The sequence below is a fragment of the Thermodesulfovibrionales bacterium genome (assembly GCA_035686305.1).
GTDB lineage: Bacteria > Nitrospirota > Thermodesulfovibrionia > Thermodesulfovibrionales > UBA9159 > DASRZP01.
The window spans coordinates 50,927-75,209 of the sequence record DASRZP010000063.1 but is presented as its reverse complement, the minus strand read 5'-3'; the positions used below and the strand labels follow the sequence as shown (position 1 = coordinate 75,209).

Below are 24,283 nucleotides of genomic sequence, written 5' to 3'. Positions count from 1 at the left end.
GAAATTGTTACGGTAATATTAAGGAACGGTTAAATTTCGGTGAAGAATTTGATTCCTTCGAAATCTGTCATTGTTTTCAGGAAGACCTGCAAACGCTATCGTTACGATATTTTCGAGAAGCTCCTCGTCTTCACCGTGGAATATCTTCTCCTCCTTCCCGTGGAAGCAAAGGGCTCCTTGCTGACAAGCCTGCAGTCTTCAGTTCGATCAGCAGCGATCGGCCCCCTTGCATAAAAAGGACATTTCCTATGGCCACGTGTTCTGCAATATTCCCCGAGCTGAAAGAGACTCGGCGCATAAGGGGTATCAAGAGCTGAGCATGATGCCGTGTCTTCGCAGTCGATGAGGTGTGCGCATTTCACGCTCCCCCCTTGATTGCCGGGAGACCTTGCAACTTCCATAGAGCACGCTCTCTTTCTTCCTCATCGATAGTCTTCAGGGGACATCTCGCATGATTGCCCTCACAGAAGTAATGCCTGAAGAGACGGGCAACCGGAATTCCTCGCTTGCAACGGGACTGTTCGGTAAGAAACTCGCAGCACTTCATAATGACGCTCCTTTCGCACGTGCTCATCGATTCGATACATCTATAGTATTCTTTTAGTGTTGCAAGGTTATGTCAGGCATATTAAATTTCGGTTAAATGGGTAGGCAGGTAATGAAAGATCATCTGGACAGAGCGGCATGGTGGTGATAAATTCAAATAAAAGAGACCGGCTAACAATCATTTTTTGGTGCCAGAGGATTCTGCTTCCTCGCCGAAAAACTATGACTTTTTCGTAATTTGTATTAAAATATAGTTAGAGAATCTACACATCACAGGAGGTCCTATGGGATTACTTGACGACTGCTTAAAAGGAAATGTTGCCACCGGACTGGCGATAGGCATAGGCGCCGCAATCCTCGCGCCGGCGGTGATTCCGGCTTTGGCAGGGGTAGCTAAGCCGCTGATCAAGGCAGCTGTGAAAAGCGGGATCATCATTTACGAAAAGGGCAAGGAAAGCGTCGCTGAGCTGGGCGAGATCTTCGAGGACGTCGTTGCTGAGGCAAAGTCTGAGCTTGCAGAGACTCATACGGAGGCTGCGTCCCGTCCGCTTGCTTCTGAAGGAGAGGCGGGTGCATGATCTGCCGGTTGCCGTCGTCAGCCACAGGACCGGCGGACGGCTGAGAATCAAGGTACCCTCGAAGAGAAGGGACAGTGCTTTCTTCACTTCCCTCGCCGAGAGGCTTTCTGCCTTTGAAGGGGTCAGAAGCGTTGAGGTCAATCCGCTCACGGGCAGCGTGTTGATCAATCATGAGTCCGAGGCGGAGAGGATTATCGAGACTTCCATGAAGGCCGGTCTCCTGAGCATGGGAGGTCCGCGAGCCATCCCAACGCATCTGCACCAGCGGCTCTCCGAGACCTTCGGGGATATGGATGGGGCGCTGAGGCGTGCATCGGCGAACGAACTGGATCTTGGCGGAGTTGCATTTCTTGCGCTTATAGGCGCCGGTATCTATCAGATATCCATGGGGAATCTCGCTGCAATACCTTGGTATACAGCAGCGTGGTATGCCTTTAACATCTTCCTCAAGTCAAATGCGACGAAGGCGTAGGTTCGCTGACGTAACGTCAATGTAACCTGAACGTCATCTTCCTGTAAAGGAATGTCGGTATTATTAATTCCTTTTCAGTATCAATAAACCTTAAACCCCTGAGGGAGAGTCGCTCAGGGAACGTAAAAGGAGGGTGTCATGGCAACGAAAGGTCGGTCGACCGCTGAAGCACCTGAGGGAGGCATCGGCAGGGCTGGTTCCGCCGTCAAGGAGGGCGTGGTGAGCAGCCTCAAGGGCATCAATGAGATCGAGGCGGAGATCGTGACCGTCGTAAGGAATACGGTCTCGAATGCACTTCGGGCAACTGGTCACGTAGCCACTGAAAGCATCACCATCACGAAGGACGTAGTTAAGGGCGCGATTCAGGCGACGGAAGAGGTGGGGACGGGCCTCATCCTCAGCACGAAGAGCGTTGCAAAGGGCGTGATCATGGGTGTGAGCGATGTCGGCGGAGACGTGATCACGGTAGCGGGACATACGGTGAAGGGTGCAGTTAAGGGAGCAGCCGAGATCGGTGCGGATGTGGCCCTCGTAGCGCGCCGCGCTGTTGACGGCGTCATCGAGGCCGGTAAAGAAGTGGGAGCCAATGTCGGAGACGTCGCCACGGCCGCAGTGAACGGCGCGATTGAAGCTGCAGGAGGCATCGGCAACACAGCTGTTCGCGCTGTCAGAGACATGCTTGTCGGAGTCGTCGAAGGAGTCAAGGATGTCGCAGGCGCGGCACTACCAAAGACACGGTCGACAGGACAGCCTGCGCCACTTAAAGAACGGCCTGCGCCGGCTGAGGTCGAAACAAAGACCCGAGTGAAAAGGCGCGAATAAAGGTGTGGTTCGCACTGTCCATGATGCGGTAAAGGGTCGAGCCAGATACGAGGTCGAAGGTCTCTACAGAGCCGATGCGCTGAAGCTCAGGATCGAGTCTGCCCTTCAAGGGCATCCTGGCATCACCGGGTTCTCTGTCAGTGTCCTCACCTCCAAGGTCCTCGTCTACTTTAATTCCGGCAATACCGCCGAGACGATCCGTTCGGTCATAGAAGAGGCTGTGAGGGGTTATGCCGGCAATGGCAGACGCTCCGGCACAGGCGTCCTTACGGTCGCGACCGCACGCCGTTCCGTGCCAACGGAGAGATCGAAGAGCGGCGTCACCACCAAGGAACAGAAGAACAACCGGAGGCAGATTCGAAAGAGCGTCCTTCATTCCGAGGAACAGCCTGCCGGGCAGTGGCACGTAAAGGGAACGAGTGAGATACTCGACAGCGCAGGCGTGTCGCAGCTTTGGGGGCTTTCACGAGTGGCAGCCGGTGAACGCCTGAAGAGATTCGGGCCGAACCTCCTTCCTGAATCGGTCCCCCGGTCAGGGCTGAGCATATTCCTGGGCCAGTTCAACTCCCTTCCCGTAGCGCTCCTTGGTGTCGCTGCCGGCGTCTCTATCGCCACCGGCGGCATCGCTGACGCCGTGGTTATTGCGGGCGTTGTCGTTATTAATAGTATTATCGGATATACGACCGAATCGCAGGCCGAAAAGACGATCCATTCGCTCAAGAGTCTCGTGCGTCCGTCGGCATTGTGCATGAGAGAGGGGGCATCAGAAACGGTCCCTGCTGAATACGTCGTCCCGGGCGACGTCCTCATCCTGAGACCGGGAAGCTATGTTGCAGCCGACGCGCGGCTCATTGAGGTGAGTCATCTCAGCGTTGACGAGTCGGCACTCACCGGTGAGAGCATGCCGGTCAAGAAGACCTTTCAGCCCCTGACAGACGAAGATATCCCCCTCGCCGACAGAATAAACATGGTCTACATGGGAACCCTTGTCACGGGCGGCCAGGGCCTCGCCGTTGTTGTTGCCACGGGAAGGTTTACGGAAATCGGCAAGATCCAGACCCTCGTTGGCAGCGCACGACCTCCTGAGACCCCGATGGAACGACAGCTCGATCGCATGGGAACACAGCTTGCCTTAATCAGCGGCGCAGTATGCGCTTTCGTCTTTCTTATAGGACTCCTGAGGGGGTACGGCTTTCTCGAAATGTTGAAATCTTCGATAGCACTCGCCGTGGCCGCGGTCCCGGAGGGACTGCCAATGGTCGCAACGACTACCCTGGCCCTCGGGATCAGGAACATGAGGAGACACAATGTCCTCATGAGACATCTCGATGCAGTAGAGACCCTCGGCTCGGTGCAGACCATCTGCCTCGACAAGACCGGAACGATCACATTAAACAGGATGACCATCGTAAGCGTCTATGCGGGGATGACGAGACTCGCGGTTTCGGACGGCAAATTCAGGAGCGCCTCAGGGGACCTCAATCCCTACGAATGCGGGGAGCTCCTGAGACTCATGCATGTCTGCTGTCTTTGCAACGAAAGCGAGGTCAAGAAGGAAAAGGGCGATTTTGTTGTTATAGGTTCGTCCACGGAGAACGCCCTTATCCATCTCGCTGTAGCCGCCGGAGTCAATGTTCCGGAGATAAGGGAAAAGTTTCCCCTCAGGAAGGTGATGCACCGATCCGAAAACTGCAACATCATGGTTACCCTCCATGATGTCTTAGAGAATTCATCGGTGGCCGGCGGGCCGATGGTGATCGCCGTAAAGGGCAGTCCTCAGGAGGTATTGTCCGTCTGCTCATGGCAGATGAAGGAAGGGACGAAGATTCCCCTTACCAATGAGGACCGCGAGGCGATCCAGATCGAGAACGAGCGGATGGCCGGCGACGCCCTGAGGGTCCTTGGCGTCGCCTATGCATATCACAACGGAGGAGATGAATGGCCTGACCTTTTGGAAAGTTGCGACATACAACGCTACTCGGATGATCTCGTCTGGCTCGGCCTTACCGGAATGACAGACCCTGTAAGGGACGGTGTGAGGGAGCTGGTCGGAAAGTTTCATGAAGCCGGGATCGACACGGTAATGATCACGGGCGACCAGGGTCCTACCGCCTATGCCATAGGCAAAGACCTCGATCTCAGCAGGGGAGAGCAGCTCGAGATACTCGACTCCACGCATCTTAACCGTATCGATCCCGGCGTCATGAAGGCCCTCGCAGAAAAGGTCCATGTCTTCTCGCGCGTGAGCCCCGCCAACAAACTCCAGATCGTGCAGGCACTCCAGGCATCTGGAAGGGTAGTGGCAATGACGGGAGACGGTGTCAATGACGGCCCTGCCCTTAAGGCTGCCGATATCGGCATCGCCATGGGCCACACGGGCACCGATGTTGCGCGTGAGGTTGCCGACGTCGTGCTCGAAGACGACAATCTCCAGACCATGATTATAGCCATCAGCCAGGGCAGGACAATCTATAACAATATCAGGAAATCGGTGCATTTCCTCCTTTCGACGAACATGAGCGAGATCATGGTCATGTTTGCGTCGCTCACGGCTGGCCTGGGGCAGCCGCTCAATGCCATGCAGCTCCTCTGGATCAATCTTATTTCGGACATCGCCCCTGGACTAGCCCTGGCTCTTGAACTCCCTGAGCCCGATGTCCTCCATCTGCCGCCGCGAAATCCCGAGGAACCGATCGTCAGAAAGAGCGACCTCAAGCGCATCGCCTTTGAATCAATGGCGCTTTCGGCAGGGGCGATGGGTGCTTACGGTTACGGGATCATGCGTTACGGCATGGGAGCGCAGGCAGGTACCATGGCCTTTATGGGCCTCACCCTCGGACAGTTGCTCCACGCCTTGAGCTGCCGGTCCGAAAAGCACCGCATATTCGACAAGGAGAGCCTTCCGACCAACAGGTATCTCAGCGCCGCACTGGTCGGCTCTGTCTCGATCCAGGGATTGGCGATCATTCTGCCTGGGCTCAGGGGCCTCCTCGGCCTGACCCCGATCGGCCTCGGCGACTGGCTTGTCGTCGGCGGGACGGCCCTCGGCTCCCTCGTCATCAACGAGGCAACAAAGGGCTCCGAGGGAACCCACTGGATAACGTCCGGTCCTGAGAAGGCCGATGCGGGCGTGATCATCGGGCAGCACAGGAAGGAGGCAACGGCATGAAAAAGGACTTCATCTTTTCTTCTGAATCGGTCACCGAGGGGCATCCGGACAAGCTCTGCGACCAGATCAGCGACGCCATCGTGGATCACTTCCTCCAGCAGGACCCCTATGCATCTGTTATTGCAGAGTGCGCCGTTTCGACGGCCATTCTTTTCATTGCTGCGCGGTTCGCTTCCGCTGCATATGTGGACTTCTCGAATGTGGCGCGCACGGTCATCAGCCAGATAGGGTATGACCGGAAGGATTTCAACAGCAAGACCTGCAGCATCATCACGAGCCTCAAGGAACTCTCTCCTGAAAACGAGCGCATCTTCGATGAACGGACGTTGTCCGAAGAAGAGATAGAGCGGATACCCGTAAGAAATCAGGTGACGCTCTTCGGTTTTGCGTGCAATCAGACCTCTTCATTCATGCCGCTGCCCATCTGGCTTGCCCACAAACTCGCACGGAAACTGACATCGGTGCGGATCCAGAAGATGCTCCCCTATCTGATGCCGGACGGAAAGACCCAGGTCGGCGTTGAATTCAGGGGCGGCAGACCCTACCGAATTCACAGCATTACGGTCATCGCGTCCCAAATGGAACCTTCTCACAAGGGTGGCCCGGACTTCAGCCGTCTCCAGGACGACATGAGAGAAACGGTGATCAATCCTTCCTTCCAGGACGAAGAGATCCAGCCTGACAAGAGGACGAGGATATTCATCAATCCTGATGGTCCCTTTCTTGTCGGCGGTCCCTCTGTCCATTCCGGCCTCACCGGCAGAAAGAACTCCATCGACACCTATGGAGAGTATTCCCGCCACAGCGGTGCGGCCCTGAGCGGCAAGGACCCCTTGAGAATTGACAGGGTCGGCGCCTATGTCGCCCGTTATGCGGCAAAGAATATCGTCTCTGCGGGGCTGGCCGATGAATGTGAGATACAGCTCAGCTATTCTATCGGCCTTCCTCGGCCGGTCAGTATCCAGACCGAGACCTTTGGGACCGGAAAGATACCCGATGACGCTATCGCTGCCCTCGTGGAGAGACATTTCGACTTCAGGCTTGCTTCCATCCTGAGGCAGTTCAGCCTGAGATCTCTGCCTTCAATCGTCAAGGGAGGCTTCTACCGCAAGCTCAGCGCTTACGGCCATGTGGGCAGGATGGACATCGGTCTGCCGTGGGAATTGACCGACAAGGCTCCTGCCCTTCGGGAAGATGCCCGGGGATGACGTCGGGTAGCGGCGCGCCTCCTTGTAACCGAAATTTCACCGGCGTGTAATACTCCTGCAAAGCACCGTTGTTATACTAGTGCCGATACCGCACAATATCTTTTGGAGGAGGAGCGCGTTCATGAGAGCAGATGGTGCAGGCATGGAAATTTCGCATGGCAGGTTCTCTGTAAAGCTGGCTGTGGAGAATCATGAGCGGGAGGCGGCGTTCAGACTTCGCTTCGACGTATTCAACAGGGAGCTGCATGAGGGTCTTTCTGAATCCTATCTGACGGGAATGGATCGGGACGAATTTGACGATTACTGCGACCATCTTGTTGTCGTTGACAGGGAAAACGAAAGGGTTGTCGGGACCTATCGTATGATGCCGGGCGTGGTTGCGGAGAATTCAGTGGGGTATTACTCGGAGACTGAGTTCAACCTCTCGGCAATCAGGAGTCTTCCTGGCACAAAGCTGGAGTTAGGCCGCTCCTGCATTCACAAAGATTACAGAACCGTCCCGATCATCGGCCTCCTCTGGCGGGGGATTGCCGCTTATGTGGAAAGGTATGGCATCCGCTATCTCTTCGGCTGCGCGAGCCTGCACAGCGCGAACACGGCCTTGGTGAATATCGTATACTCCTACCTAAACCGCGTCCATAGGGCTGACGAGCGTTACACCGTAGACCCGTTGAAGCGCCAGCCGGGTGTGCAGATGCTGTCGTTCTGCGACAGGGATGCGGCCCATTCTCTCATGCCGACGCTCATGAAGGGTTACCTCAGGCTAGGAGCCCAGATATGCGGCGAGCCGACCTTTAATCCTTTGTTCGGAACCACAGATTTTTTTGTCCTCCTCGATACGGATAGGCTCATTGAGCGCTGGCGCAGGAAGGTCCTCAGGGAAGGGGCAGAGCATGCGTGCGCGGCATAGCAAAGACCTCTACGGCCACTGCCAGACGCATGATCACTTCTCATCTCCTGCTTCATATTCCTCAACAAAGACATCGGAGAATCCAAAATGCTTCATGAGACGATGCTTCATGCTTCTCACCGTGTCCCTGTGGTCTATCGGTCCGGCGGTCCTGACCCTTGCGACACAGATGATCCTCTCCGTAGATAACCCCCATATATGGAGATCCTTCACACGTTTGACGTTCTGAAAGTTCCTGTAGATGAACTTCTCTATGTCCTCTCCGGTGAAGGAGGAGGGGTTACCCTCCATTAGGATACGCAGGCTGTCTTTTATCAGGTAGTAGGTTGGATATCCCACGAGGAGGCTGATGAGAACCCCGGCAAGGGGATCGAGGAGGTAGAGACCGGTAAAATGGATAAGAACGGACGAGGTTATAACACCCACTGATCCCAAGGTGTCGTTGAGAACAAGAAGCCTCGCGCCCTTGATATGCATGAGGTTCGCATGCTCTTTGAACCTGAATAATCCATATGCATTCACCGCGAGGCCGAGAATGGCTATTATCAGTACCTTGTCTGCGGCAATGGGCTCGGGGTGCATGATCTTCTTGTATGCTTCTATGAGAACATAGAAAATGAGGAATCCCACGAGTATCCCGTTGAAAAGCCCCGACAGGACCTTTGCCCTCTCATATCCGAAGGTGTTGTCTCTGTCCGGCAGCCTCTCGGAGAGCTTGCCCGCTAACAAGGCGAGCGCCTGGCCCACGACATTGATGGCCATAAAAGATGCGTCCGTGACGAGGGCGAGGCTCCGGTAATAGAGTCCACCGCTGAGCTCGATAAAGAAGTACGCGATCGTCAGGGAGAGAACAATTTTTTGCGGTTGAGTATCCATGGCCTACTTTAATACGCTGTACATGCCTTGTCCAATGATTCGATCATTACCTGCCTCTGCGGCTGCTCCGAGGAAAGAGCCCTGAAATTCAAAGCAGCCATGGTACGTCTGAAGGTGTTTAACTGCCCGCCACGAAGGGAAGGGACCTCCTGGAGCCGAGAAAGAGTCGAAAGAATGATCGATAAAAGAAAACTACTGGCAGAAAAGGGAAAATACTTAGGCGATGAGATCAGAAAGGACCTCGAAATCCTCCGTTCAAAAACTAAATCAGCAATCCGATGAGTGACAACGCGGTACCTTCAAGGGCCTTGTCGATCGCTATTCCAAGCACTGCCTTGCCGACGAGGCGTCCGGTCTTTTCGGCTGCGACATGAATATAGTCTTCATTCGTCGTCGCCCTCCCCCGGTCGAAATACCCCTTGCGCTCAAGCAGAGAGATGATGTCCTCTTGCTTCGTTGTCCTATGGTTATAGTTGACCAGGAGACTTCCTGTCACGGGGTTAAAGTCAACGGTTGCGATGCCCTGAATCGTACTCAGCGCCTTTTTCAGTTCCTCTCCCGCATCACTGTTTCTCTTTAAGAGGGGGCTCTTTACTCTGAGTCGACCGGGGACATTATGCAGGTAATAGCTCATTCTTCCTCCTTCATGGTGTATTTTCTGAACGTCTTGCAAACAGGATAGCCCGAGCATCTGAAACGTATGACCAGTCCCTCAAGCTTATAGACATTCATTGTCTTGCCACACTCCGGACAGAGCGGCTTACCCTTGAGCAACGCCTTCTTTGCCCCGGGGGTAAACTGCATGCCACAAACGAGGCAGATGAACCGCTGGGCACCGGTCTTTATCCTGCCGTAACGGTACACTGCATCACCCTCGCAGGAGGGGCATCGTATTTCTGTCACTTGATCCATTGCTATGCTTGCCAGCATATCTAATATTAATTATAACGCCCTATTGTTACGGCTACATGAAGGGAATGTTAAATTTTTGTAACATTTCTTCGCCATGCTTTAGCAGCCGCGCATATATCAGGTCAGGTCGTTCCATTTCCCGCGGTAGAGGATCCCGTCCATGTCGGCCGGAAAGGGCGACAACTGCCGCAAGCACCAAAGCAGACTAAAAAGCCACCTGCAACGTCAGCTGTATTCTCTCATCACGTGTCTTTCCCGGTTGCTTGTATTCTACATTATCGTAATCGAGGAGGACCATGTTATTATGCAGTCTGTCTATACTGTAAGCTATACCTACAATATACCTGTTGTTTTCCCCTGACAAGGCATCGCTCACATTCTTATTGGGATTAAAGTGGTCGAAGCGACCAATGAGAGTGAATCTCTCAAGCGGGAACTTCAATTCAATAAAAGGCTTCAGTTCCGTAAACAGGGAATAACCTCTCTTCTGGAATTGATCCGATCCCTGGGCGTTCCCATCCCCCCAGAAGTACTGCCCTGTCACGACAAAGTATTCGTGCTCAAAACTGCCGAATGCAAGATTTGCGGTCCAATTGGGGTGCGCGGCAACGTTGCCCTTGCCCGTCACCCCAAAATACGAGAGCTGAAGTCCCGGGATAATGTCGGGTAGAGGCCTGACGGTTATCCGTCCCTCGAGCACCTTATTCCTGTTCTGCTCGGTCGTCGTGTATCCTCCGCCATTATAAATTCCTGCCTGAATGCTCCCGTAGCTGCCAGGATATGAGGGATTGACATTTTTACGATAACTCTCATCCATGAGCCCACCTAAGAGCGCGGCAAAGGTTACGCCGTAATCCGCTGAACTCATGATGCCGTTTCTTTCGATAAACATCGTGTCCTGCAAACGGTAATAATTTATGTGCTCTTCAAAATCAAGCCACGGCGTGTGCACAATGCCGACTTCAGCGCCCGGTTTGGTGAGAAATGCCAAATCCGGAGGGGTAACGAGAGCATAAAGGTACTTTATTCTTACCGCCAGGGAGCCGTTGACGTTGAGAGAGACATTCTCACCAGGTCCAAGATTCTGTGTCTTCAGATTCACCGTCGTCACATCAGTTGTCATCCGGCCTGACAACCATGGAAAGAGCTCCTTTTCTAAGGTGAAATACCCTCGTTTTACATTAAAATTGTTGAATTGCGCACCGCTTGGTATGCCTCCTGTCTTTCCATAACCATAAGAGAGGTACCAGAGGCCGCTGAACTTAAGACCTTTGAAGGCTTTCACAATTTTATCGATCTCCTCGTTCTTTTCCGCAGGCGCTGTCTCACTGACCTTCTCGGCAACCTTCTCTTCAATCTTGACTTCTGTTGCTTTGTCCTTCTCCCGTATCTCTTTTTCCATATCCTGCATTACTTCAAGAGCCTCTTGCTCGGAGAGAATACCTTTTTCCACAAGCTTCTTCAGAATAGGATTCGTGATGCTTGCAGACTCTGATACCCCCGCTGACAGGAGAAGGCAACATAACCCAAGGATAAAAGCGGACCATCTTCTTTTCATCCAGAACCTCCTTTGGCAAGGTAGGTGCTTTATAAACTGTTCCTGTAATGGGTCCAATACGATGCTATCAGCTTAGCATCATATTGTTACAGAAATATGTCAGTTCTATGAAAGAATCGTTAAATTGTGATTGTAACGTGCGGGAAAGCAAGAAGAATGTGGCCAAGGAACGATCCCGGGGCTGGAAGGGTAATCAATGATCACCCTCCAATCCCTTGAGTCCTTTGAGGCGATGAGCAGCAGCTCGTTTCTTATTGCATCTCAGCTCTTACGACATCTTCTGAAACGAGCCCCTCCCTATCGAATCTCTCACGTGGCGGCTCACGAGAATGACGAGATAGTCTTTTATTCTCGCCCCTTGCTTAATACTGAGGAGGTTTTCCTCGTAGAGCATCCTTATCTGCTCTTCAGGTACGCCCAGCTTCTCTGCGAGTCTCCGGATGGCTTCACAATGTTTGTTCCGTTCCGCATCATTTTCGTACTGATATGCAGTCGCCATAACTCCTCGCCCTTTCCACCCTCTCACTTCGGCTTGGTTTTGAAGATCCCCGAACTAAGTTTACCATGAGAATCGGCAGCCGACATCGGTTTCTTTCATTATTTGCCTAAGCATGTGGCCATCTCCTGAGTCACAGGCCGGAGCTCTCTGTTCTTCTAAACGGTCTTGACCCCAGATGCCTTCCGCTTTGTGGTTGTTCTCGCAGTTGACGCTCGGGAGGTTGTTTTTCTCACTGTGCTTTTTGGAATGCCTTCGAGCTTTATTATCTCCAGTTCCAGTTTCTTGATTCTCGCCTTTATTGCCTTCACCTTGCTGTCGAGCATGGGGTTCCTGACCTTCCCGCTCAACTCATACACTTTTCCTCCAAGTTCGGCGATCTCCTGCTGCACTTTTGTCTTCAGCTCATAGAGCCTGTACCGCCTTTTCCCTTCTTCAGTAAGCTCCTCTGCCTTCTTCTTCACGATAGAGGCGCCCTCCACGACATAGGTGATACCTTCCTCCAGTCCCTTCTGCAGATCTTTCTTTACCTTTTCCCAGAAATTCATTCTCTCCTCCTCTCTTCCGCCGACCGGTTTTCATGGAAAGCCGTCCGTGGGTCTATTCTTCCGATTCATTTCCCGGTGAATCAACGATGATTCCTTTTGCCGCTCTAATTTCCGTTGTTTCCTCTATCACCTCATCGCTCGCCCCAGCATGAGCAAGTAGGGAAATAGACGCAGCGCATCAACGCCGGAGGTTCAATTTCCTTCCGTTATTATATATCATTTTCTCACGATTCTCAGCAGGAGTACTTCGAATTCGAGTACGCGGGAGGACGTAACAGCAGCAAATTGATAACAACAAACTGTTGTATGACTATGAACCTAAGGTCAAATCTCTCTTTGTCGACACGAGACCGTAAGGCATGCCTTACGTCCCCTTACAGCAGTCGTGCGCCCTGTTCTGCAAGCCTCGATCTGACGCTGGAGTGAAGGTTCAGATAACAGAAATTCTCCTCATCAATGAAGCGGCTGATGAGGTAAGCAAGGCCGTTGCTCTTTGCGTCCAGATAGGGCGTATCGATCTGGTTCAGGTCACCGGTAAAGACGATCTTCGTGCCTTCTCCGCACCGGGTAATGATCGTCTTGACATCGACGGGCCTCAGATTCTGAGCTTCATCCACGATGAAATACCGCTGGGGAAGGCTCCGTCCGCGGATATAGGTCAATGCCTCGATCTGAAGCACACCCGCATCGATGAGGTACTGAAAGCTCCGGTATTGTGCTGTTGATCGATCATCCTTGATATGCCCTTTCGGCGTGTTGACGATCACCTCCAGGCTGTCAAAGATCGGCTGCATCCAGGGTGTCAGCTTTTCGTTCACGTCCCCCGGCAGATACCCGATATCATTGCCCATGGGGACAACCGGTCGCGCCACCACGACCTGCTCATACAAGGGTGATTTCTTTGTGGTCTGGTGTATCCCCGCGGCAAGGGCGAGAAGGGTCTTCCCCGTTCCCGCAGAGCCGGTAAGGGCAACGACCTCGATGTCAGGGTTTATTAACGCATCGATCGCGCATCGTTGCTCGATATTTTTTGGTGCAATGCCTTCCAGAGATTTTCCGTTCTTGATCTTTGTGTGGGCGCTGCAGCCCTGCAGCCTGAAGACCTCTTCCCCTGACTTCACGTACCGTATGGAATGAATGCCGTTCGTGTAATCGGATTCTTCCAGCACCCGTCCATACTTCTGGAAGATGGTCGTTTTATCGCTCTCGTAGTCTTCCGCGTGGAGACCACATGCCTCGGCCTTTATTCTCACCGTCGTGTCTTTGGAGACCAAGGTGACGGGTACCATATTTCCTCGTCCGTCGGTCTGCTGCTGTTCCACGACGCCGAGGGCCGTCTTTATGATCGCGTTATCCTCGGTGACGCCGTCCATGAAGGCAGTGGGGACGCTGCTTAACGTGATGCCGATGGAAAGGAGACCGCCTGTTTCCATCGCGATGCCCTTCATCAACGGGCCCTTCTCCGTTAAACGGTCAATGATCCTGAGCGCGCTCCGCGCCGATACCGCTTTCTCTCCGTGCCCTTTCTTGAGCCTGTCGAGCTCCTCTAAAACAACAAACGGTATCACCACATCATGGGTGCCGAACCTGAAGAGGGAGCTTGGATCATGGATCAGTACGTTCGTGTCCAGGACGAATATCTTCTTCTTCAGCCGTTTTTCAACGGTCTGGTCCGGAACCGGCACGTCGGGTGAACCTCCGTCAGAGCAAAGAGGCCTGAGGCATTCTGCTTGCTGCATACGGAACCTCCCTTTCGTATGAACCTTTGTGGAAGCAGGAACATGCTTTCTTTATAGCGGCGGGGAAACAGAGAGAAGCGACAGAAGGCAGATAAATTAAGAATGCGATAATCTTGACAACGACATCCGTAAAACGATCTCTTCGTGCGGAAATCAATGCCGGGCAAACCACAAGAGCAAGGGTGTCATCTGCCGCCATGCGTATGCTGGCACGGTATGAATATCGTTACGACTCGAGGAAAAGGCACATATCTTCACATGACCCTACGCGCAGTTGGTATATGAACCGCATTCAATCATAAGCTGCAGGGACTGCATATATATGGCACATGCTTCGTGCCTCCTGCTCATACAGAGCTTGGGTGAAACGTCGTCCATGTCCCTGATGAGGTTATTCGTAATACCACATTTTATCCCTTCCATGCTGCCCCTGAGATTCGGGCAGAAGACAAATCCGAGCGTTGTCATCGTTACCTCCTTCGGGAACTATAATAAAGAATCTTTTGTTAAAAATACATTACAAAACGGTTAAGATTCTGTAACCGGCAAGATCAGCCCCTCTTTCTCAGAATCTTTGAGAGGAACATCGGGCAGTTGTCATAATTGTCGCTGGAACAGTAGATCTGGTCCTTGTGCCTGCCGATGATCATGGATGAAAGGGACGCTGAACAGATATTGGTCTCCTTGTCGCTGAACGGGCAAGCATGTTCCTCGCCCAGGTCACGGTAAGATATCGCATAGTGTTGCGTCATGGAGGCCTCCTTCCTTAGAACTTTGACAACGCCAGTCGTGTCTTTATCACGGTCATAATCCTTGGCTTCCAGACCTTGAGCCCCGTCTCGGGACAGGGATAGAGCATCGAGTTCTTCCCGATCTGGTAGCGGTTCCCCCTCCACGTTACGGTATTGCTCAGGATAGGAAAGATCCAGATGATTCCGATGAAGAGGTCTTTGGCGGGAGCGAGCAGATAGAGGAAAGGTTTCATATCCGCCCCGATCTTCCTGCCCAGGTAGAAATCACGGGCAATCTTCACCACTCCTGTGAAACCTGCCAGGAGGAGCGCCCCAGTTGTGACCGGGGAAAATATGAGGGGTAAGCACGCCACCACGATCGTGTTGCTGACAAGTTCAAAGAAGTACTTGGCGCCCCCGATCTTCCATCTCAGTTTGCCCCACCGGATGTGCCTCCCCAGAAACTTTCCGATGCCCCAGTCCTCATTCACGTTGTTGATGACGTGACCGGAGAGAACGACTCGTTTGCCGAGAGCATGTATCCGCTCACCCATGATATAGTCTTCAGCAAGGAGGTCCTTCACCGTATACAATCCGCCGATGGATTCGAGATCATCCTTTCTCATGAGCATGGATTTGCCTACCACACATGGCATGCCGAGATACCGGTCCAGGAGGCAGACGTTGCCGACGACGAAGGAATTCAGGTGGAGGTTCTCAAAGACCGCGCCGAGGGAACGGCCCCTGACGCCCCTGATAATATTGCTGACCAGCCCCACCGACGGGTCGGCCATATGCCTCACCGTATCCTTCAGATAATCCTTCTCGACACGCACATTGCTGTCGCTGATGAGTATGAGGTCGTGTCTCGCCCGTTTATAAGCGGGGATTAGGTTGTTGACTTTGGGGTTAAGTCCGGCATCGCAAAATTCCACAACGATCGATATGTCGCAGGACGGGTATTTTTCCCTTATCTTCTGTACGACCTTGTGGGCAGGATCATTCCGGTTCTGAAGGGCAAAGATGATCTCATAGCGGGGATAATCAAGATTGCAGAAGCTTTCGAGGTTGTCAAAAAGCCCGTCATCAAGACCCTTGAGAGGTTTGAGGATTGAGACAGGAGGATAAGATCGGGGAAAGCCTGCGCTTTCCCCTGAGTCGGGGGGGAAGACATATGACCGAACAGCGGCCATTTGAAACAGATATCCGATTATCCCGAAGAGCGTCAGGCACGCAAATGTCCAGAATAGTAGCATCATCACCTCCTAATTCCTGAAGAGTGTGAGTGCGACACCCTTGTTGTGTTTTATACATTCCTTGATGGAAGCGGTATCCTTCTCGCAGTTGAGCAGTGTCTTCCACGAATAGAGGTGCCTCGGCTTGTGGAAGTCGCTGTTCGCAACATAGGGATACTTCTTCAGGCTAATAACGTTAAACACATCATCGCGGTTGGCGATCTCCCAGGCGTCGATGTAGCGCGCATACCGTTCCCTGTTGTTCCAGAGAAAGAGGGTATCCCTGTCAGTCATCGCCGACATGTAGTGCGGATGGCAGGCTATCGTCAGGGCCTTCTGCCTTTTCGCCTCGAGAAATATCTCTTCATAACTCATGCAGGCGGGAATAAAGTCCTGGACGTCAATGATCAAGATGTGGGCTGAAGTATCTGTGGTACGATGGTTCTTGGTTATCTCAATTCCGGGAATGACGAGCATGCCGTATTTGGCCTGGGCTCTTTCAGCTTCCTCTTTTATGTCTTCGATATATTCTTCGAAGTTGGCGGCTGTTACGGAAAGCCGAAACCGGTGGGCGAGTTTGCCGAGCGGGTTGTCGCCATTAACGACATGGTCTGTTATCGCTATGACATCAAAGCCTGCCTGTCCGAAAAGATCGACTGTCCTCCTCAGCTCCACTGAGCCGTCAGAATAGGTTGTATGAATATGGAAATCACACAGCAGCATGGATCTGCTTGGTTCGATAGATAATCATCATGGCTTATATCATAGGCAGTAAACATGTCAGTATGATGAAATTGGCGTTACATTATGGTTAAATGTGAAACCTGAAGGGCAGGCATAGTATCATTATCTTCCGCCCCTGAACGGAGGAGGCCGGGTACCCCCTCCATCTCTCCGGCCAACGACGGGCAGTCCGGTCCGACCCTCGGCTCATCGGCAGGGGTCTTGGCGGTGAGAAGGGAGACCGGCTAAAACTTCCTGTTTTTTATGAGGTAGGAATAATATGCGGCTGCGTTCGTGGGTATACGTTCGAGGGTCTCAAAGTTTACCTTGTAAAGCCCGAAGCGTGCATCGAGTCCCTGGAGCCACTCGTAGTTGTCGATGAGGGACCAGTAGAAATAGCCCCTGATATCCATTCCCTCTTTCTTGCAATGCTCCATCACATCGATATGGTTCTGCATGAAGCGTATCTTCTTCTGGCTGTCCTTTGTGGCGATGCCATTTTCGGTTATGATGAGGGGGACTTCGAGCTTTGTGGCGTAGCGGAGGACCTTCTCGAGGCCATGAGGATGGATTTCCCACCCCATGTCGGTTAGGCCATGACCGCCAATGTCAAGGTGTCTCATCTCCGCTCCCATCGTCTTCAGGGGATTGAACCGCATGTGGATCCTCGTGTAGTAATTAACGCCGAAAAAGTCGAGCTTGCCTTTGATGGGAACGGGAATCTCCATTTCTTCCTTGAAGGGAAACTTGATCTTCAGTGACCCGGTCAGAAAGGCATCGAGGAGGGAGTGATTATAGAAGCGTTTCGCAAGTCGCGCAAGGAGCCTGTCCAGGGGATTCCATTTCTTCCAGGGGGCAAGGGCAGCCATATTATGGGCCACGCTCACTCTTGCGTTGGGGTGAGCATCATGGATGATCTCGAATGCCCCTGCGTGAGCCCTCAGAATATTTGCCAAGGCCCTGACACCCAGCTGCACACTCTTTATCGCCGGAGGCGTGCACCCTTCAAAGTACCCTGCGAGGATGAGGACATAGGGCTCGTTAAAGGTTATCCAATAAGTTACGCCGCCTATTGCTGCGACAATACGCTTTACATAGGCAAGAAAGGTATCCACTGACGCATCTTCGTGCCAGGGATATCTCTTTATGAACCAGAGGGGATGGGTAAAGTGATGGAGGGTCAACATCGGCTCGATGCCGTATCTCTTAAGGATCTCAATAATCTCCTGATAGTGACGGATGACCTTTTCATCCCAGCTGTCCTCACGCGGTTGTATCCTGCTCCATTCGGGGGAAAAGCGATAGGCATTCACACCAAGGTCTTTCAGGAGGGCAAGATCCTCCCGGTACAGCTCATAATGGTTTGTCACCGCCGGTTTCTTACTCAGGATCGTATCCCAGGACGACCAGTCTGCATTGGGCGAGCCTTCAAGCTGAAAGGCGGAAGTGGCGACACCCCAGAGAAATGGCTCCTCCGGTGGTTCCTTCATGGGGAAGGCAGCGCCGGCCTTACTAAAACGATCGCTGACAAAGCCATATTCAGCTGCTATTCTGTCATTCCGGCCGGAATCTTTCCTTTCAGAAGGATTCCTGATGTGCTTCGCTTGCGGGAATGATAAGTGCACGGCATTGCCGGTGACCGAATTGGTAATTCCAAACCTCGCCGGGAACTATTTGCCTTCGGGAACGGTGTTATCAAAATAGTAGCCATGCCCCCTCCTTGTCTTGATATAGAGAGGATTCGCCGGGTCCTCTTCAATCTGCATTCTGATCCGGCTCACATGGACATCAACGGTCCTTGGTTCGACATATCCTTCGTCCTTCCAGACGGCATTGAGGAGCTGCTCACGATTAAATATCTTGCCCCTCCGTTCAACGAGATACAGGAGGAGCCTGAATTCCGTGGGACTGAGATTCAGAGGGACATTGTCCTTGGCAACAGAATAGGTTTCCGTATTGATCGTGAGGTTGCCGATGGTGATGTACCTGGATTCGGGCACGTTCCTTGTCGAGCGTCTCAGAACGGCCTTTATACGTGCAGTCAATTCCCTCGGACTGAAGGGTTTCGTTACGTAATCATCAGCGCCCATTTCAAGGCCGAGAACCCTGTCCACTTCCTCAGTCTTTGCCGTGAGCATGATAATCGGGAGGTTCTTTGTTTTCGGGTCATTCCTCAGAATACGACAGAGGTCCATTCCGTGTATGCCGGGCATCATGAGATCAAGGATAACGAGATCGAAACTCATCGCCCTGATCTTCTTCAGGGCCTCCTCCCCGTCCGCCGCCGTCGTTACTTCAAAACCATCGATGGAAAGATTATAGGCGAGAAGCTCTATGATGTCCTGCTCATCGTCCACGGCAAGAATTTTCTGTGCGTCCTGTCGCGACATAGATCTACCTTCGTTCCTGATACGATTGTGGATAAGGATACCGCGGGAAGCATTACGACAGTGTGAAAGCACTGTTACATTTCGGTTAAATGATGATCTTCACGCGGGTGCCCTTGCCCTGCACACTCTCGAACTGCATATGCCATCCGTGGGCCTTCACAAGATGCTTGACGATTGCGAGGCCGAGTCCTGTCCCTCCCATCTTTCTCGATCGTGCGAGGTCCACCCTGAAGAACCTCTCGCCGAGCCTCGATAGGAACTTGGCAGGGACACCGATGCCCGTATCTTCCACAAAGAGAAAGGGCTTTCCGTCTTCCTCTCTGTCGATGCCGAACGTCACCCTTCCCGTTTCCGTGAACTTCACTGCATTGTCGACGAGATTGGTCAGAATCTGGATGAGGCGGTTCCTGTCTGCCTCGATCTGGCCGATGGTCTGATCCCCGTGAATTTCCAGAGAAAGATTCTTTGAAGCCGCTTTTGCCTTGAAAAGCTCCACGATATTCTCGAAGACCCCTCCGATATCGATGAGAGACTTCTCGACCCTTATGACCCCAAGTTCGATCTTGGAGATGATCATGAGGTCATCGACGAGGGCGTTGATACGCTCACTGTTCGACCTGATGGTCTGGACAAACCGTGTTGCATTTTCCTGGTCTCCGAGCGCGCCGTCGAGAAGCGTGTCGGCAAAGCCCTTGATCGCGGTAATCGGGGTCTTCAGTTCATGGGAGACGTTGGCAACAAAATCCTTTCTCACCTGTTCGAGTTTCTTGATCTCGGTGATATCGTGAAATACCGCGACAAACCCTGAAAGCTCACTTCCTCGATAAAAAAGCGGGGAGACCCTCGCCATGAGATGTTTTTCCTCCGGTGTTTCGATGCTGAATTCAGCCGTGCCCGGAGCAAGGGTCTTCCGTGCCTCGTCGATGAGATCAGCCAACTCGTGATTTCGCACCACTTCTGCAAACCCCGTCCCTGCCGCAGGAACGTCTCCAAAAAAATCCTTTACTGAAGAGCTCGAAAGGGTGATCATGCCCTTCCCATCCATGATGAGCAATGCATCAGGAAGGCTCTTGAGAATAACGTTCAGACGATTCCTCTCCTCTTCGCTTTGCGACATCATGCCCTGCAGGGTGACCGACATGGCGGTCAGATTATCTGCAATCTCGCTGAATTCCCCCGCCTTGTCGAGAAAGAGTCTCTTGTCTATCTCACCCCGCGAGAGGGACCGTGAGAAACCCGTGATCTCCTTGAGAAGTCTCTTCAGATGGGAGATCTGCCATACTGAGACTCCCCATGTTACGAGCAGCACCGCCGACACAGCAAGGATCATCCTTAGCCTGAGGAGATTTACCGAGCGATAAATACTCTGCAACGGCACCGCAAGCCTGATGTATCCTGCGTCGGTTCCGCTTCGTGCCATCTTCTGTGCGACATAGAGCAAATCTTCGTGTAACGTATCGCTGTGACGAATACTCATGCCGATCCCAAAATTGGCCGCCTTCTGGATCTCCGTGCGATGTGCGTGATTATCCATAGATGCAGATTCGTGGTCAGAATCGCCGATCACCCTTCCATCGATCCGTATTATGGTGACACGGGCATGGACCTTTTCCTTTACCCCCCTGCAGAAGGCGTCAAGGTTGCCGTTGGTAAAGGATATGCCGGGAGAAAGGAGCCCTATTGAATCTTCAAGGTGCTGTCTCAGAACGGCAATACGGTTATCTCTGACAGCCGAGGTAATATAGATCTCGCCGACAACCCCTGCGAGGAGAACGATAACGGCATAGATTACGAAGATTCGTCTGAAGATTCTCTTCGTCATGCTTCTCCGTCGACATAATAACCGATTCCTCTCTTTGTCTTTACGTACCTGGGGTTTGCCGGGTCGTCCTCGACGTGGGTGCGCAGTCTCCTGATGTGGACGTCTACGGTTCTCGGCTCTACAAAGGCCTCATCCTTCCAGACCGCGTCGAGAAGCTGATCACGGCTGAAAACCTTCCCCCTTCTCTCAACAAGATAGAGAAGAAGCCTGAACTCGGTGGAACTCAGATCCAAAACTCTGTCATTCTTTCTCACGGAATAGGTCTCTTTGTTGATCGTCAGGTTCCCTATTCGGACAACCTTATCATCGATCGCCTTTTTCGATGTCCTTCTCATGACGGTCTTAACCCTTGCCAGGAGCTCCCGTGGACTGAAGGGCTTTGTTATGTAGTCGTCAGCACCGAGCTCAAGGCCGAGAACCTTGTCCACTTCTTCTCCTTTTGCGGTAAGCATGATGATCGGTATGCTCTTCGTTCGTGGGTCATTGCGTAAAATTCGACAGATCTCCATGCCCTGTATCCCAGGGAGCATGAGGTCAAGGATAACAAGGTTAGGATCGCCTGCCCTGATCTTATCGAGGGCCTCCTTCCCGTCTGAGGCTGACAATGCCTCGAACCCCTCTTTCGTAAGGTTATAAGAAACGAGTTCTACGATATCAGGCTCGTCATCGACGATCAGGATCTTTGCATTGTTCATGCTGTACATATACCATTTGAGGGCATAAGGATGCAAGAGGCTACAAGGATGTAACGGAATATTCACGGTATCGTAACAGAATTGTAACATTTCGCCCCTTTCTCTTGATGCCTCCGTCATCGATGCCCGCTCTAGAGGCCGGTTCCGCGTCCTCGAGAGGACTTTGATCCCAACGGTTCATCTTGAGAACGTTCTGCTTCCGGAGAGAAAGAGGGAGGATTTGTGTGCTATAATGCTCCTGCAGACGTTGAGACGTTCAAAAGACAGCAATCCCAAGGATTAGGTACGTGATGCGAGGTCGGAAGGCATCGGGAAAAAGACAGAAAAGGCCCGCCAGTGGTCAGCAGTGCTTTCCCCTCACAATTCAGCTCATGAACCATTCGTCTTCTTGACCGCTCTCTTCAGCATGGAAGATACGGCAAGAGAAAGGATACGTCGATGACAGAGGGTTCACGGTTCAGGATCAATAGTCCTAAAGTCATCCATGAGACCATTGACGGAGAGACCGTCCTGGTCCATCTTGATAGCGGCAACTATTACAGTCTTGATGGGGCGGGCGCGGACATATGGGGACTTATCAACAGAAGCTTCGATCTCAACGGAATCATCGAATGGATTGCAGGTCGGTACAGGGCTGACAGAGGCGAGATAGAAGAGGCTCTCAATCGGCTGATGAGCGAACTACAACGGGAGGATCTCATTGTAACGGACGAAGGGGGGGGAAGTGAAGAGGCCCTCGGTCGTGCCGGCTGCGAAGCAGCAAGCCACCGTGAAGGTCCGGAAATCTTCGTGCACCCCGTGTTACATAAATACACCGATATGCAGGACCTTCTCTTGCTGGACCCGATTCATGACGTCGATGAAACAGGCTGGCCAAGCTCCCGGGATGACCTTCCCGTCAACAGGCAATGACTGTCTCGTTAACGATCCCTGCCATCGGGAATAGTCCTTGGACACCTTAGAAACGGTAGAAGAACAGGTAGCATTTTTTCAGAATGTCTATCATCGATACCTGGAAGCAAGGGAGTCTGCCGGGGAGATCGATTTCTATTACCGGATATGCGACACTACCCTCCGCCTCTCCTTTGCAGGCCGGGCATTAATTCACCATATCACACCCGCTTTCAGTCATCTCAGGATACCTCAAATCGAGGCGCCTGATTTGACCATCTGTTTATGGGACAGCACATCAACGAATACCAACATGCCTCCCCCGCCATGGAAGCGCGACCGGTACACGTACCGGGGAGACATCTGGGGGTATAACAGCAGCAGGATTAAGACCGCCTTCCACTGGTTTGAATTCTCCCTGAACATGATGGACCTTGAAGCAAGGAGGGGTCTCTTTTGGGTAGACCATGCTGCAGGTCTTCCTTCCTGGCTGAATGCCGCACCCCTCAGGACTTTACTCCACTGGTGGCTGGAGAAGAACGAATGCCAGCTTGTTCACGCAGCAGCCGTCGGAACGGAAAGGGGTGCCGTTCTCTTGACAGGTAAGGGAGGGATCGGTAAATCAACGACGGCTCTCTCCTCTCTAAAATCGGGCCTCTTTTATCTCGGTGACGATTACATCGTGGCACGGCTGAAGCCGGAACCCTGCGCATTCAGCTTATATAACACCGCAAAACTCAATGCCGACCATGTCGAACATTTCCCCGAATTTGGCCGGTTCATTTCGAACACCAAGAACCTCAAGGATGAGAAGGCGGTCATGTTTCTCCATCCCGCATTCAGCGGTCAGATCATGAAGGCGATGCCCCTGAAGGCGGTCATCGTCCCCCATATTTCAGGCAACGACAAGTCGCGGCTCACGACAACATCTTCAGAAAACATTCTTCGGGCAGCATCCTTCACGACGATGACTCAGCTGCCCGGCGCCGGCATTAAGACCTATGAGTTTCTCAATCAGCTGTCGGCAAGCCTCCCGTGCTTCAATCTCGAACTCGGCCGCGATCTTGCGCATATCCCGGTCGCTCTTTCCGAGGTTTTACAAACCCTCGCTCGTGAAAGCGCTGCAGGCGTCCCGAGGAGGTACGATAGCGCTCCGGAACCACACGCCTCTCCAAGAGTATGGCCGGTGGTAAGCGTCATCATCCCGGTATTCAATGGTGAACCCTTCATCCGGGAAGTGGTGGAGAATATCCTGTCTCAGGGCTATCCTTCCTTGGAAATCATCATCATCGACGATGGTTCCACCGATAAGACCAGGGATATCGTTGAACAGTTGCCGACGGAAATCCGATATTTCTATCAGGATAACCACGGCCCTGCAACAGCAAGGAATAAAGGGGTCATAGAAGCAACAGGCGAATTTGTCGCCTTCAACGACGTCGATGACCTGTGGCCGAAGAACAACCTCCCGATGCTCGTAAAGGAATTGTTGCAAGACGAGGAGATTGATGTCATACATGGTTACGCCCAGCTCGCTCACTACACCGACGCAACCCGTGAATATGAATACAGTGGAAATCCGGCAGAATCCTTTCCCTATTCTATCGGAGCGGCACTGTTCCGGAGATCGGCCTTCACAAAGGTGGGGCTCTTTGATCCAACCCTGCTCTTTGGTGAAGACACGGACTGGTTTACGCGGGCACAGGAATTGAAGCTGCCCATCAGGAGACTGGAAGCCGTGACCCTCATCGTCCGAAGGCATGGGAGGAACATGACCTGCAACAAGACCACCGTTGAACTGAATTCGCTCCGGGTCTTCAAAAAGAGTCTGGACAGGATGCGTACGCGCAAACAGGGCGGTCATGCTCTCTCCTGACCCGTTCTCGTCTGGCTGGAGGAGACGATCTCTTCTGTCCCCGGAGATCATGGCAACCCCTGCGGCTTCTTGAATTCCGGGGACCC

At 52.6% G+C, this 24,283-nt stretch carries 24 protein-coding genes; 9 read left to right on the top strand and 15 right to left on the bottom strand.

The genetic code is table 11. The features are described from left to right. Positions 1 to 39: 39 nt before the first annotated feature. From VFG09_07810 to VFG09_07780, 7 genes are all read left to right on the top strand, one after another. Positions 40 to 234, top strand: coding sequence for a hypothetical protein (locus VFG09_07810; GenBank protein ID HET6515049.1), 195 nt, complete (start codon positions 40 to 42; stop codon positions 232 to 234). 596 nt (positions 235 to 830) lie between these two features. Then, entirely contained in the window at positions 831 to 1,124 is a 294-nt protein-coding gene (locus tag VFG09_07805) for a DUF5132 domain-containing protein (GenBank protein HET6515048.1), read from the top strand. Continuing rightward, positions 1,117 to 1,596 (top strand): hypothetical protein, encoded by a 480-nt coding sequence (locus tag VFG09_07800; GenBank protein HET6515047.1) that lies wholly within the window; start codon positions 1,117 to 1,119, stop codon positions 1,594 to 1,596. The genes VFG09_07805 and VFG09_07800 overlap by 8 nt, the downstream gene beginning before the upstream one ends. Before the next feature lie 138 nt (positions 1,597 to 1,734). Beyond that, complete coding sequence (locus VFG09_07795) at positions 1,735 to 2,418, top strand: hypothetical protein (protein ID HET6515046.1); 684 nt, start codon at positions 1,735 to 1,737, stop codon at positions 2,416 to 2,418. 4 nt (positions 2,419 to 2,422) lie between these two features. Beyond that, complete coding sequence (locus tag VFG09_07790) at positions 2,423 to 5,587, top strand: HAD-IC family P-type ATPase (GenBank protein ID HET6515045.1); 3,165 nt, start codon at positions 2,423 to 2,425, stop codon at positions 5,585 to 5,587. Continuing rightward, positions 5,584 to 6,795, top strand: coding sequence for a methionine adenosyltransferase (metK, locus tag VFG09_07785; protein HET6515044.1), 1,212 nt, complete (start codon positions 5,584 to 5,586; stop codon positions 6,793 to 6,795). The genes VFG09_07790 and metK overlap by 4 nt, the downstream gene beginning before the upstream one ends. A 121-nt stretch (positions 6,796 to 6,916) precedes the next feature. Then, on the top strand, positions 6,917 to 7,705 hold the full coding sequence (locus tag VFG09_07780) for a GNAT family N-acyltransferase (protein ID HET6515043.1): 789 nt from the start codon (positions 6,917 to 6,919) through the stop codon (positions 7,703 to 7,705). A gap of 33 nt (positions 7,706 to 7,738) precedes the next feature. Here the strand turns inward: VFG09_07780 and VFG09_07775 are convergent, their stop codons facing one another. The 15 genes from VFG09_07775 to VFG09_07705 all read right to left on the bottom strand — a co-directional run bounded on the left by VFG09_07775 (position 7,739) and on the right by VFG09_07705 (position 21,430). Beyond that, a complete protein-coding gene (locus VFG09_07775; protein ID HET6515042.1) occupies positions 7,739 to 8,581 on the bottom strand; it encodes a cation diffusion facilitator family transporter in 843 nt (280 codons plus the stop codon). Positions 8,582 to 8,843: 262 nt separating this feature from the next. Beyond that, positions 8,844 to 9,215, bottom strand: coding sequence for a cation transporter (locus tag VFG09_07770; protein HET6515041.1), 372 nt, complete (start codon positions 9,213 to 9,215; stop codon positions 8,844 to 8,846). Then, positions 9,212 to 9,511, bottom strand: a complete 300-nt coding sequence (locus tag VFG09_07765) for an IS1 family transposase (protein ID HET6515040.1) — start codon at positions 9,509 to 9,511, stop codon at positions 9,212 to 9,214. The genes VFG09_07770 and VFG09_07765 overlap by 4 nt, the downstream gene beginning before the upstream one ends. Positions 9,512 to 9,698: 187 nt before the next feature. After that, positions 9,699 to 11,051: a hypothetical protein gene (locus VFG09_07760; GenBank protein HET6515039.1), complete on the bottom strand. Its 1,353-nt coding sequence runs from the start codon at positions 11,049 to 11,051 to the stop codon at positions 9,699 to 9,701. Positions 11,052 to 11,319: 268 nt separating this feature from the next. Further along, complete coding sequence (locus VFG09_07755; protein HET6515038.1) at positions 11,320 to 11,550, bottom strand: DUF3562 domain-containing protein; 231 nt, start codon at positions 11,548 to 11,550, stop codon at positions 11,320 to 11,322. A gap of 155 nt (positions 11,551 to 11,705) precedes the next feature. Further along, on the bottom strand, positions 11,706 to 12,095 hold the full coding sequence (locus VFG09_07750; protein HET6515037.1) for a hypothetical protein: 390 nt from the start codon (positions 12,093 to 12,095) through the stop codon (positions 11,706 to 11,708). Between the two features lie 374 nt (positions 12,096 to 12,469). Further along, positions 12,470 to 13,834 (bottom strand): PhoH family protein, encoded by a 1,365-nt coding sequence (locus VFG09_07745; GenBank protein HET6515036.1) that lies wholly within the window; start codon positions 13,832 to 13,834, stop codon positions 12,470 to 12,472. 264 nt (positions 13,835 to 14,098) lie between these two features. After that, a complete protein-coding gene (locus VFG09_07740) occupies positions 14,099 to 14,302 on the bottom strand; it encodes a hypothetical protein (GenBank protein ID HET6515035.1) in 204 nt (67 codons plus the stop codon). Positions 14,303 to 14,385: 83 nt separating this feature from the next. After that, complete coding sequence (locus tag VFG09_07735; protein HET6515034.1) at positions 14,386 to 14,586, bottom strand: hypothetical protein; 201 nt, start codon at positions 14,584 to 14,586, stop codon at positions 14,386 to 14,388. Positions 14,587 to 14,600: 14 nt separating this feature from the next. After that, positions 14,601 to 15,824 (bottom strand): ceramide glucosyltransferase, encoded by a 1,224-nt coding sequence (locus VFG09_07730; protein ID HET6515033.1) that lies wholly within the window; start codon positions 15,822 to 15,824, stop codon positions 14,601 to 14,603. Positions 15,825 to 15,830: 6 nt separating this feature from the next. Then, entirely contained in the window at positions 15,831 to 16,523 is a 693-nt protein-coding gene (locus tag VFG09_07725; GenBank protein ID HET6515032.1) for a PHP domain-containing protein, read from the bottom strand. Positions 16,524 to 16,768: 245 nt separating this feature from the next. Beyond that, positions 16,769 to 18,013, bottom strand: coding sequence for a family 1 glycosylhydrolase (locus VFG09_07720; GenBank protein HET6515031.1), 1,245 nt, complete (start codon positions 18,011 to 18,013; stop codon positions 16,769 to 16,771). Between the two features lie 180 nt (positions 18,014 to 18,193). After that, positions 18,194 to 18,913: a response regulator transcription factor gene (locus VFG09_07715; protein ID HET6515030.1), complete on the bottom strand. Its 720-nt coding sequence runs from the start codon at positions 18,911 to 18,913 to the stop codon at positions 18,194 to 18,196. Between the two features lie 85 nt (positions 18,914 to 18,998). Further along, positions 18,999 to 20,735: an ATP-binding protein gene (locus tag VFG09_07710; GenBank protein HET6515029.1), complete on the bottom strand. Its 1,737-nt coding sequence runs from the start codon at positions 20,733 to 20,735 to the stop codon at positions 18,999 to 19,001. Further along, entirely contained in the window at positions 20,732 to 21,430 is a 699-nt protein-coding gene (locus VFG09_07705; protein ID HET6515028.1) for a response regulator, read from the bottom strand. The genes VFG09_07710 and VFG09_07705 overlap by 4 nt, the downstream gene beginning before the upstream one ends. 438 nt (positions 21,431 to 21,868) lie before the next feature. On the opposite strand from VFG09_07705, the gene VFG09_07700 reads away from it, so the two are divergent. Next, a complete protein-coding gene (locus VFG09_07700) occupies positions 21,869 to 22,342 on the top strand; it encodes a PqqD family protein (protein ID HET6515027.1) in 474 nt (157 codons plus the stop codon). 37 nt (positions 22,343 to 22,379) lie between these two features. Continuing rightward, positions 22,380 to 24,197 carry a glycosyltransferase gene (locus tag VFG09_07695; protein ID HET6515026.1) on the top strand — a complete coding sequence of 606 codons (1,818 nt, stop codon included), beginning with the start codon at positions 22,380 to 22,382 and terminating at the stop codon, positions 24,195 to 24,197. Positions 24,198 to 24,283: the final 86 nt, after the last annotated feature.

Excerpts from the sequence above, each read along its gene's own strand:
- VFG09_07805 (HET6515048.1), top strand. The coding sequence starts at position 831 with ATGGGATTACTTGACGACTGCTTAAAAGGAAATGTTGCCACCGGACTG.
- VFG09_07795 (HET6515046.1), top strand. The coding sequence starts at position 1,735 with ATGGCAACGAAAGGTCGGTCGACCGCTGAAGCACCTGAGGGAGGCATC.
- metK (HET6515044.1), top strand. The coding sequence starts at position 5,584 with ATGAAAAAGGACTTCATCTTTTCTTCTGAATCGGTCACCGAGGGGCAT.
- VFG09_07780 (HET6515043.1), top strand. The coding sequence starts at position 6,917 with ATGAGAGCAGATGGTGCAGGCATGGAAATTTCGCATGGCAGGTTCTCT.
- VFG09_07775 (HET6515042.1), bottom strand. The coding sequence starts at position 8,581 with ATGGATACTCAACCGCAAAAAATTGTTCTCTCCCTGACGATCGCGTAC.
- VFG09_07770 (HET6515041.1), bottom strand. The coding sequence starts at position 9,215 with ATGAGCTATTACCTGCATAATGTCCCCGGTCGACTCAGAGTAAAGAGC.
- VFG09_07765 (HET6515040.1), bottom strand. The coding sequence starts at position 9,511 with ATGCTGGCAAGCATAGCAATGGATCAAGTGACAGAAATACGATGCCCC.
- VFG09_07760 (HET6515039.1), bottom strand. The coding sequence starts at position 11,051 with ATGAAAAGAAGATGGTCCGCTTTTATCCTTGGGTTATGTTGCCTTCTC.
- VFG09_07755 (HET6515038.1), bottom strand. The coding sequence starts at position 11,550 with ATGGCGACTGCATATCAGTACGAAAATGATGCGGAACGGAACAAACAT.
- VFG09_07750 (HET6515037.1), bottom strand. The coding sequence starts at position 12,095 with ATGAATTTCTGGGAAAAGGTAAAGAAAGATCTGCAGAAGGGACTGGAG.
- VFG09_07745 (HET6515036.1), bottom strand. The coding sequence starts at position 13,834 with ATGCAGCAAGCAGAATGCCTCAGGCCTCTTTGCTCTGACGGAGGTTCA.
- VFG09_07740 (HET6515035.1), bottom strand. The coding sequence starts at position 14,302 with ATGACAACGCTCGGATTTGTCTTCTGCCCGAATCTCAGGGGCAGCATG.
- VFG09_07735 (HET6515034.1), bottom strand. The coding sequence starts at position 14,586 with ATGACGCAACACTATGCGATATCTTACCGTGACCTGGGCGAGGAACAT.
- VFG09_07730 (HET6515033.1), bottom strand. The coding sequence starts at position 15,824 with ATGATGCTACTATTCTGGACATTTGCGTGCCTGACGCTCTTCGGGATA.
- VFG09_07725 (HET6515032.1), bottom strand. The coding sequence starts at position 16,523 with ATGCTGCTGTGTGATTTCCATATTCATACAACCTATTCTGACGGCTCA.
- VFG09_07720 (HET6515031.1), bottom strand. The coding sequence starts at position 18,013 with ATGAAGGAACCACCGGAGGAGCCATTTCTCTGGGGTGTCGCCACTTCC.
- VFG09_07715 (HET6515030.1), bottom strand. The coding sequence starts at position 18,913 with ATGTCGCGACAGGACGCACAGAAAATTCTTGCCGTGGACGATGAGCAG.
- VFG09_07710 (HET6515029.1), bottom strand. The coding sequence starts at position 20,735 with ATGACGAAGAGAATCTTCAGACGAATCTTCGTAATCTATGCCGTTATC.
- VFG09_07705 (HET6515028.1), bottom strand. The coding sequence starts at position 21,430 with ATGAACAATGCAAAGATCCTGATCGTCGATGACGAGCCTGATATCGTA.
- VFG09_07700 (HET6515027.1), top strand. The coding sequence starts at position 21,869 with ATGACAGAGGGTTCACGGTTCAGGATCAATAGTCCTAAAGTCATCCAT.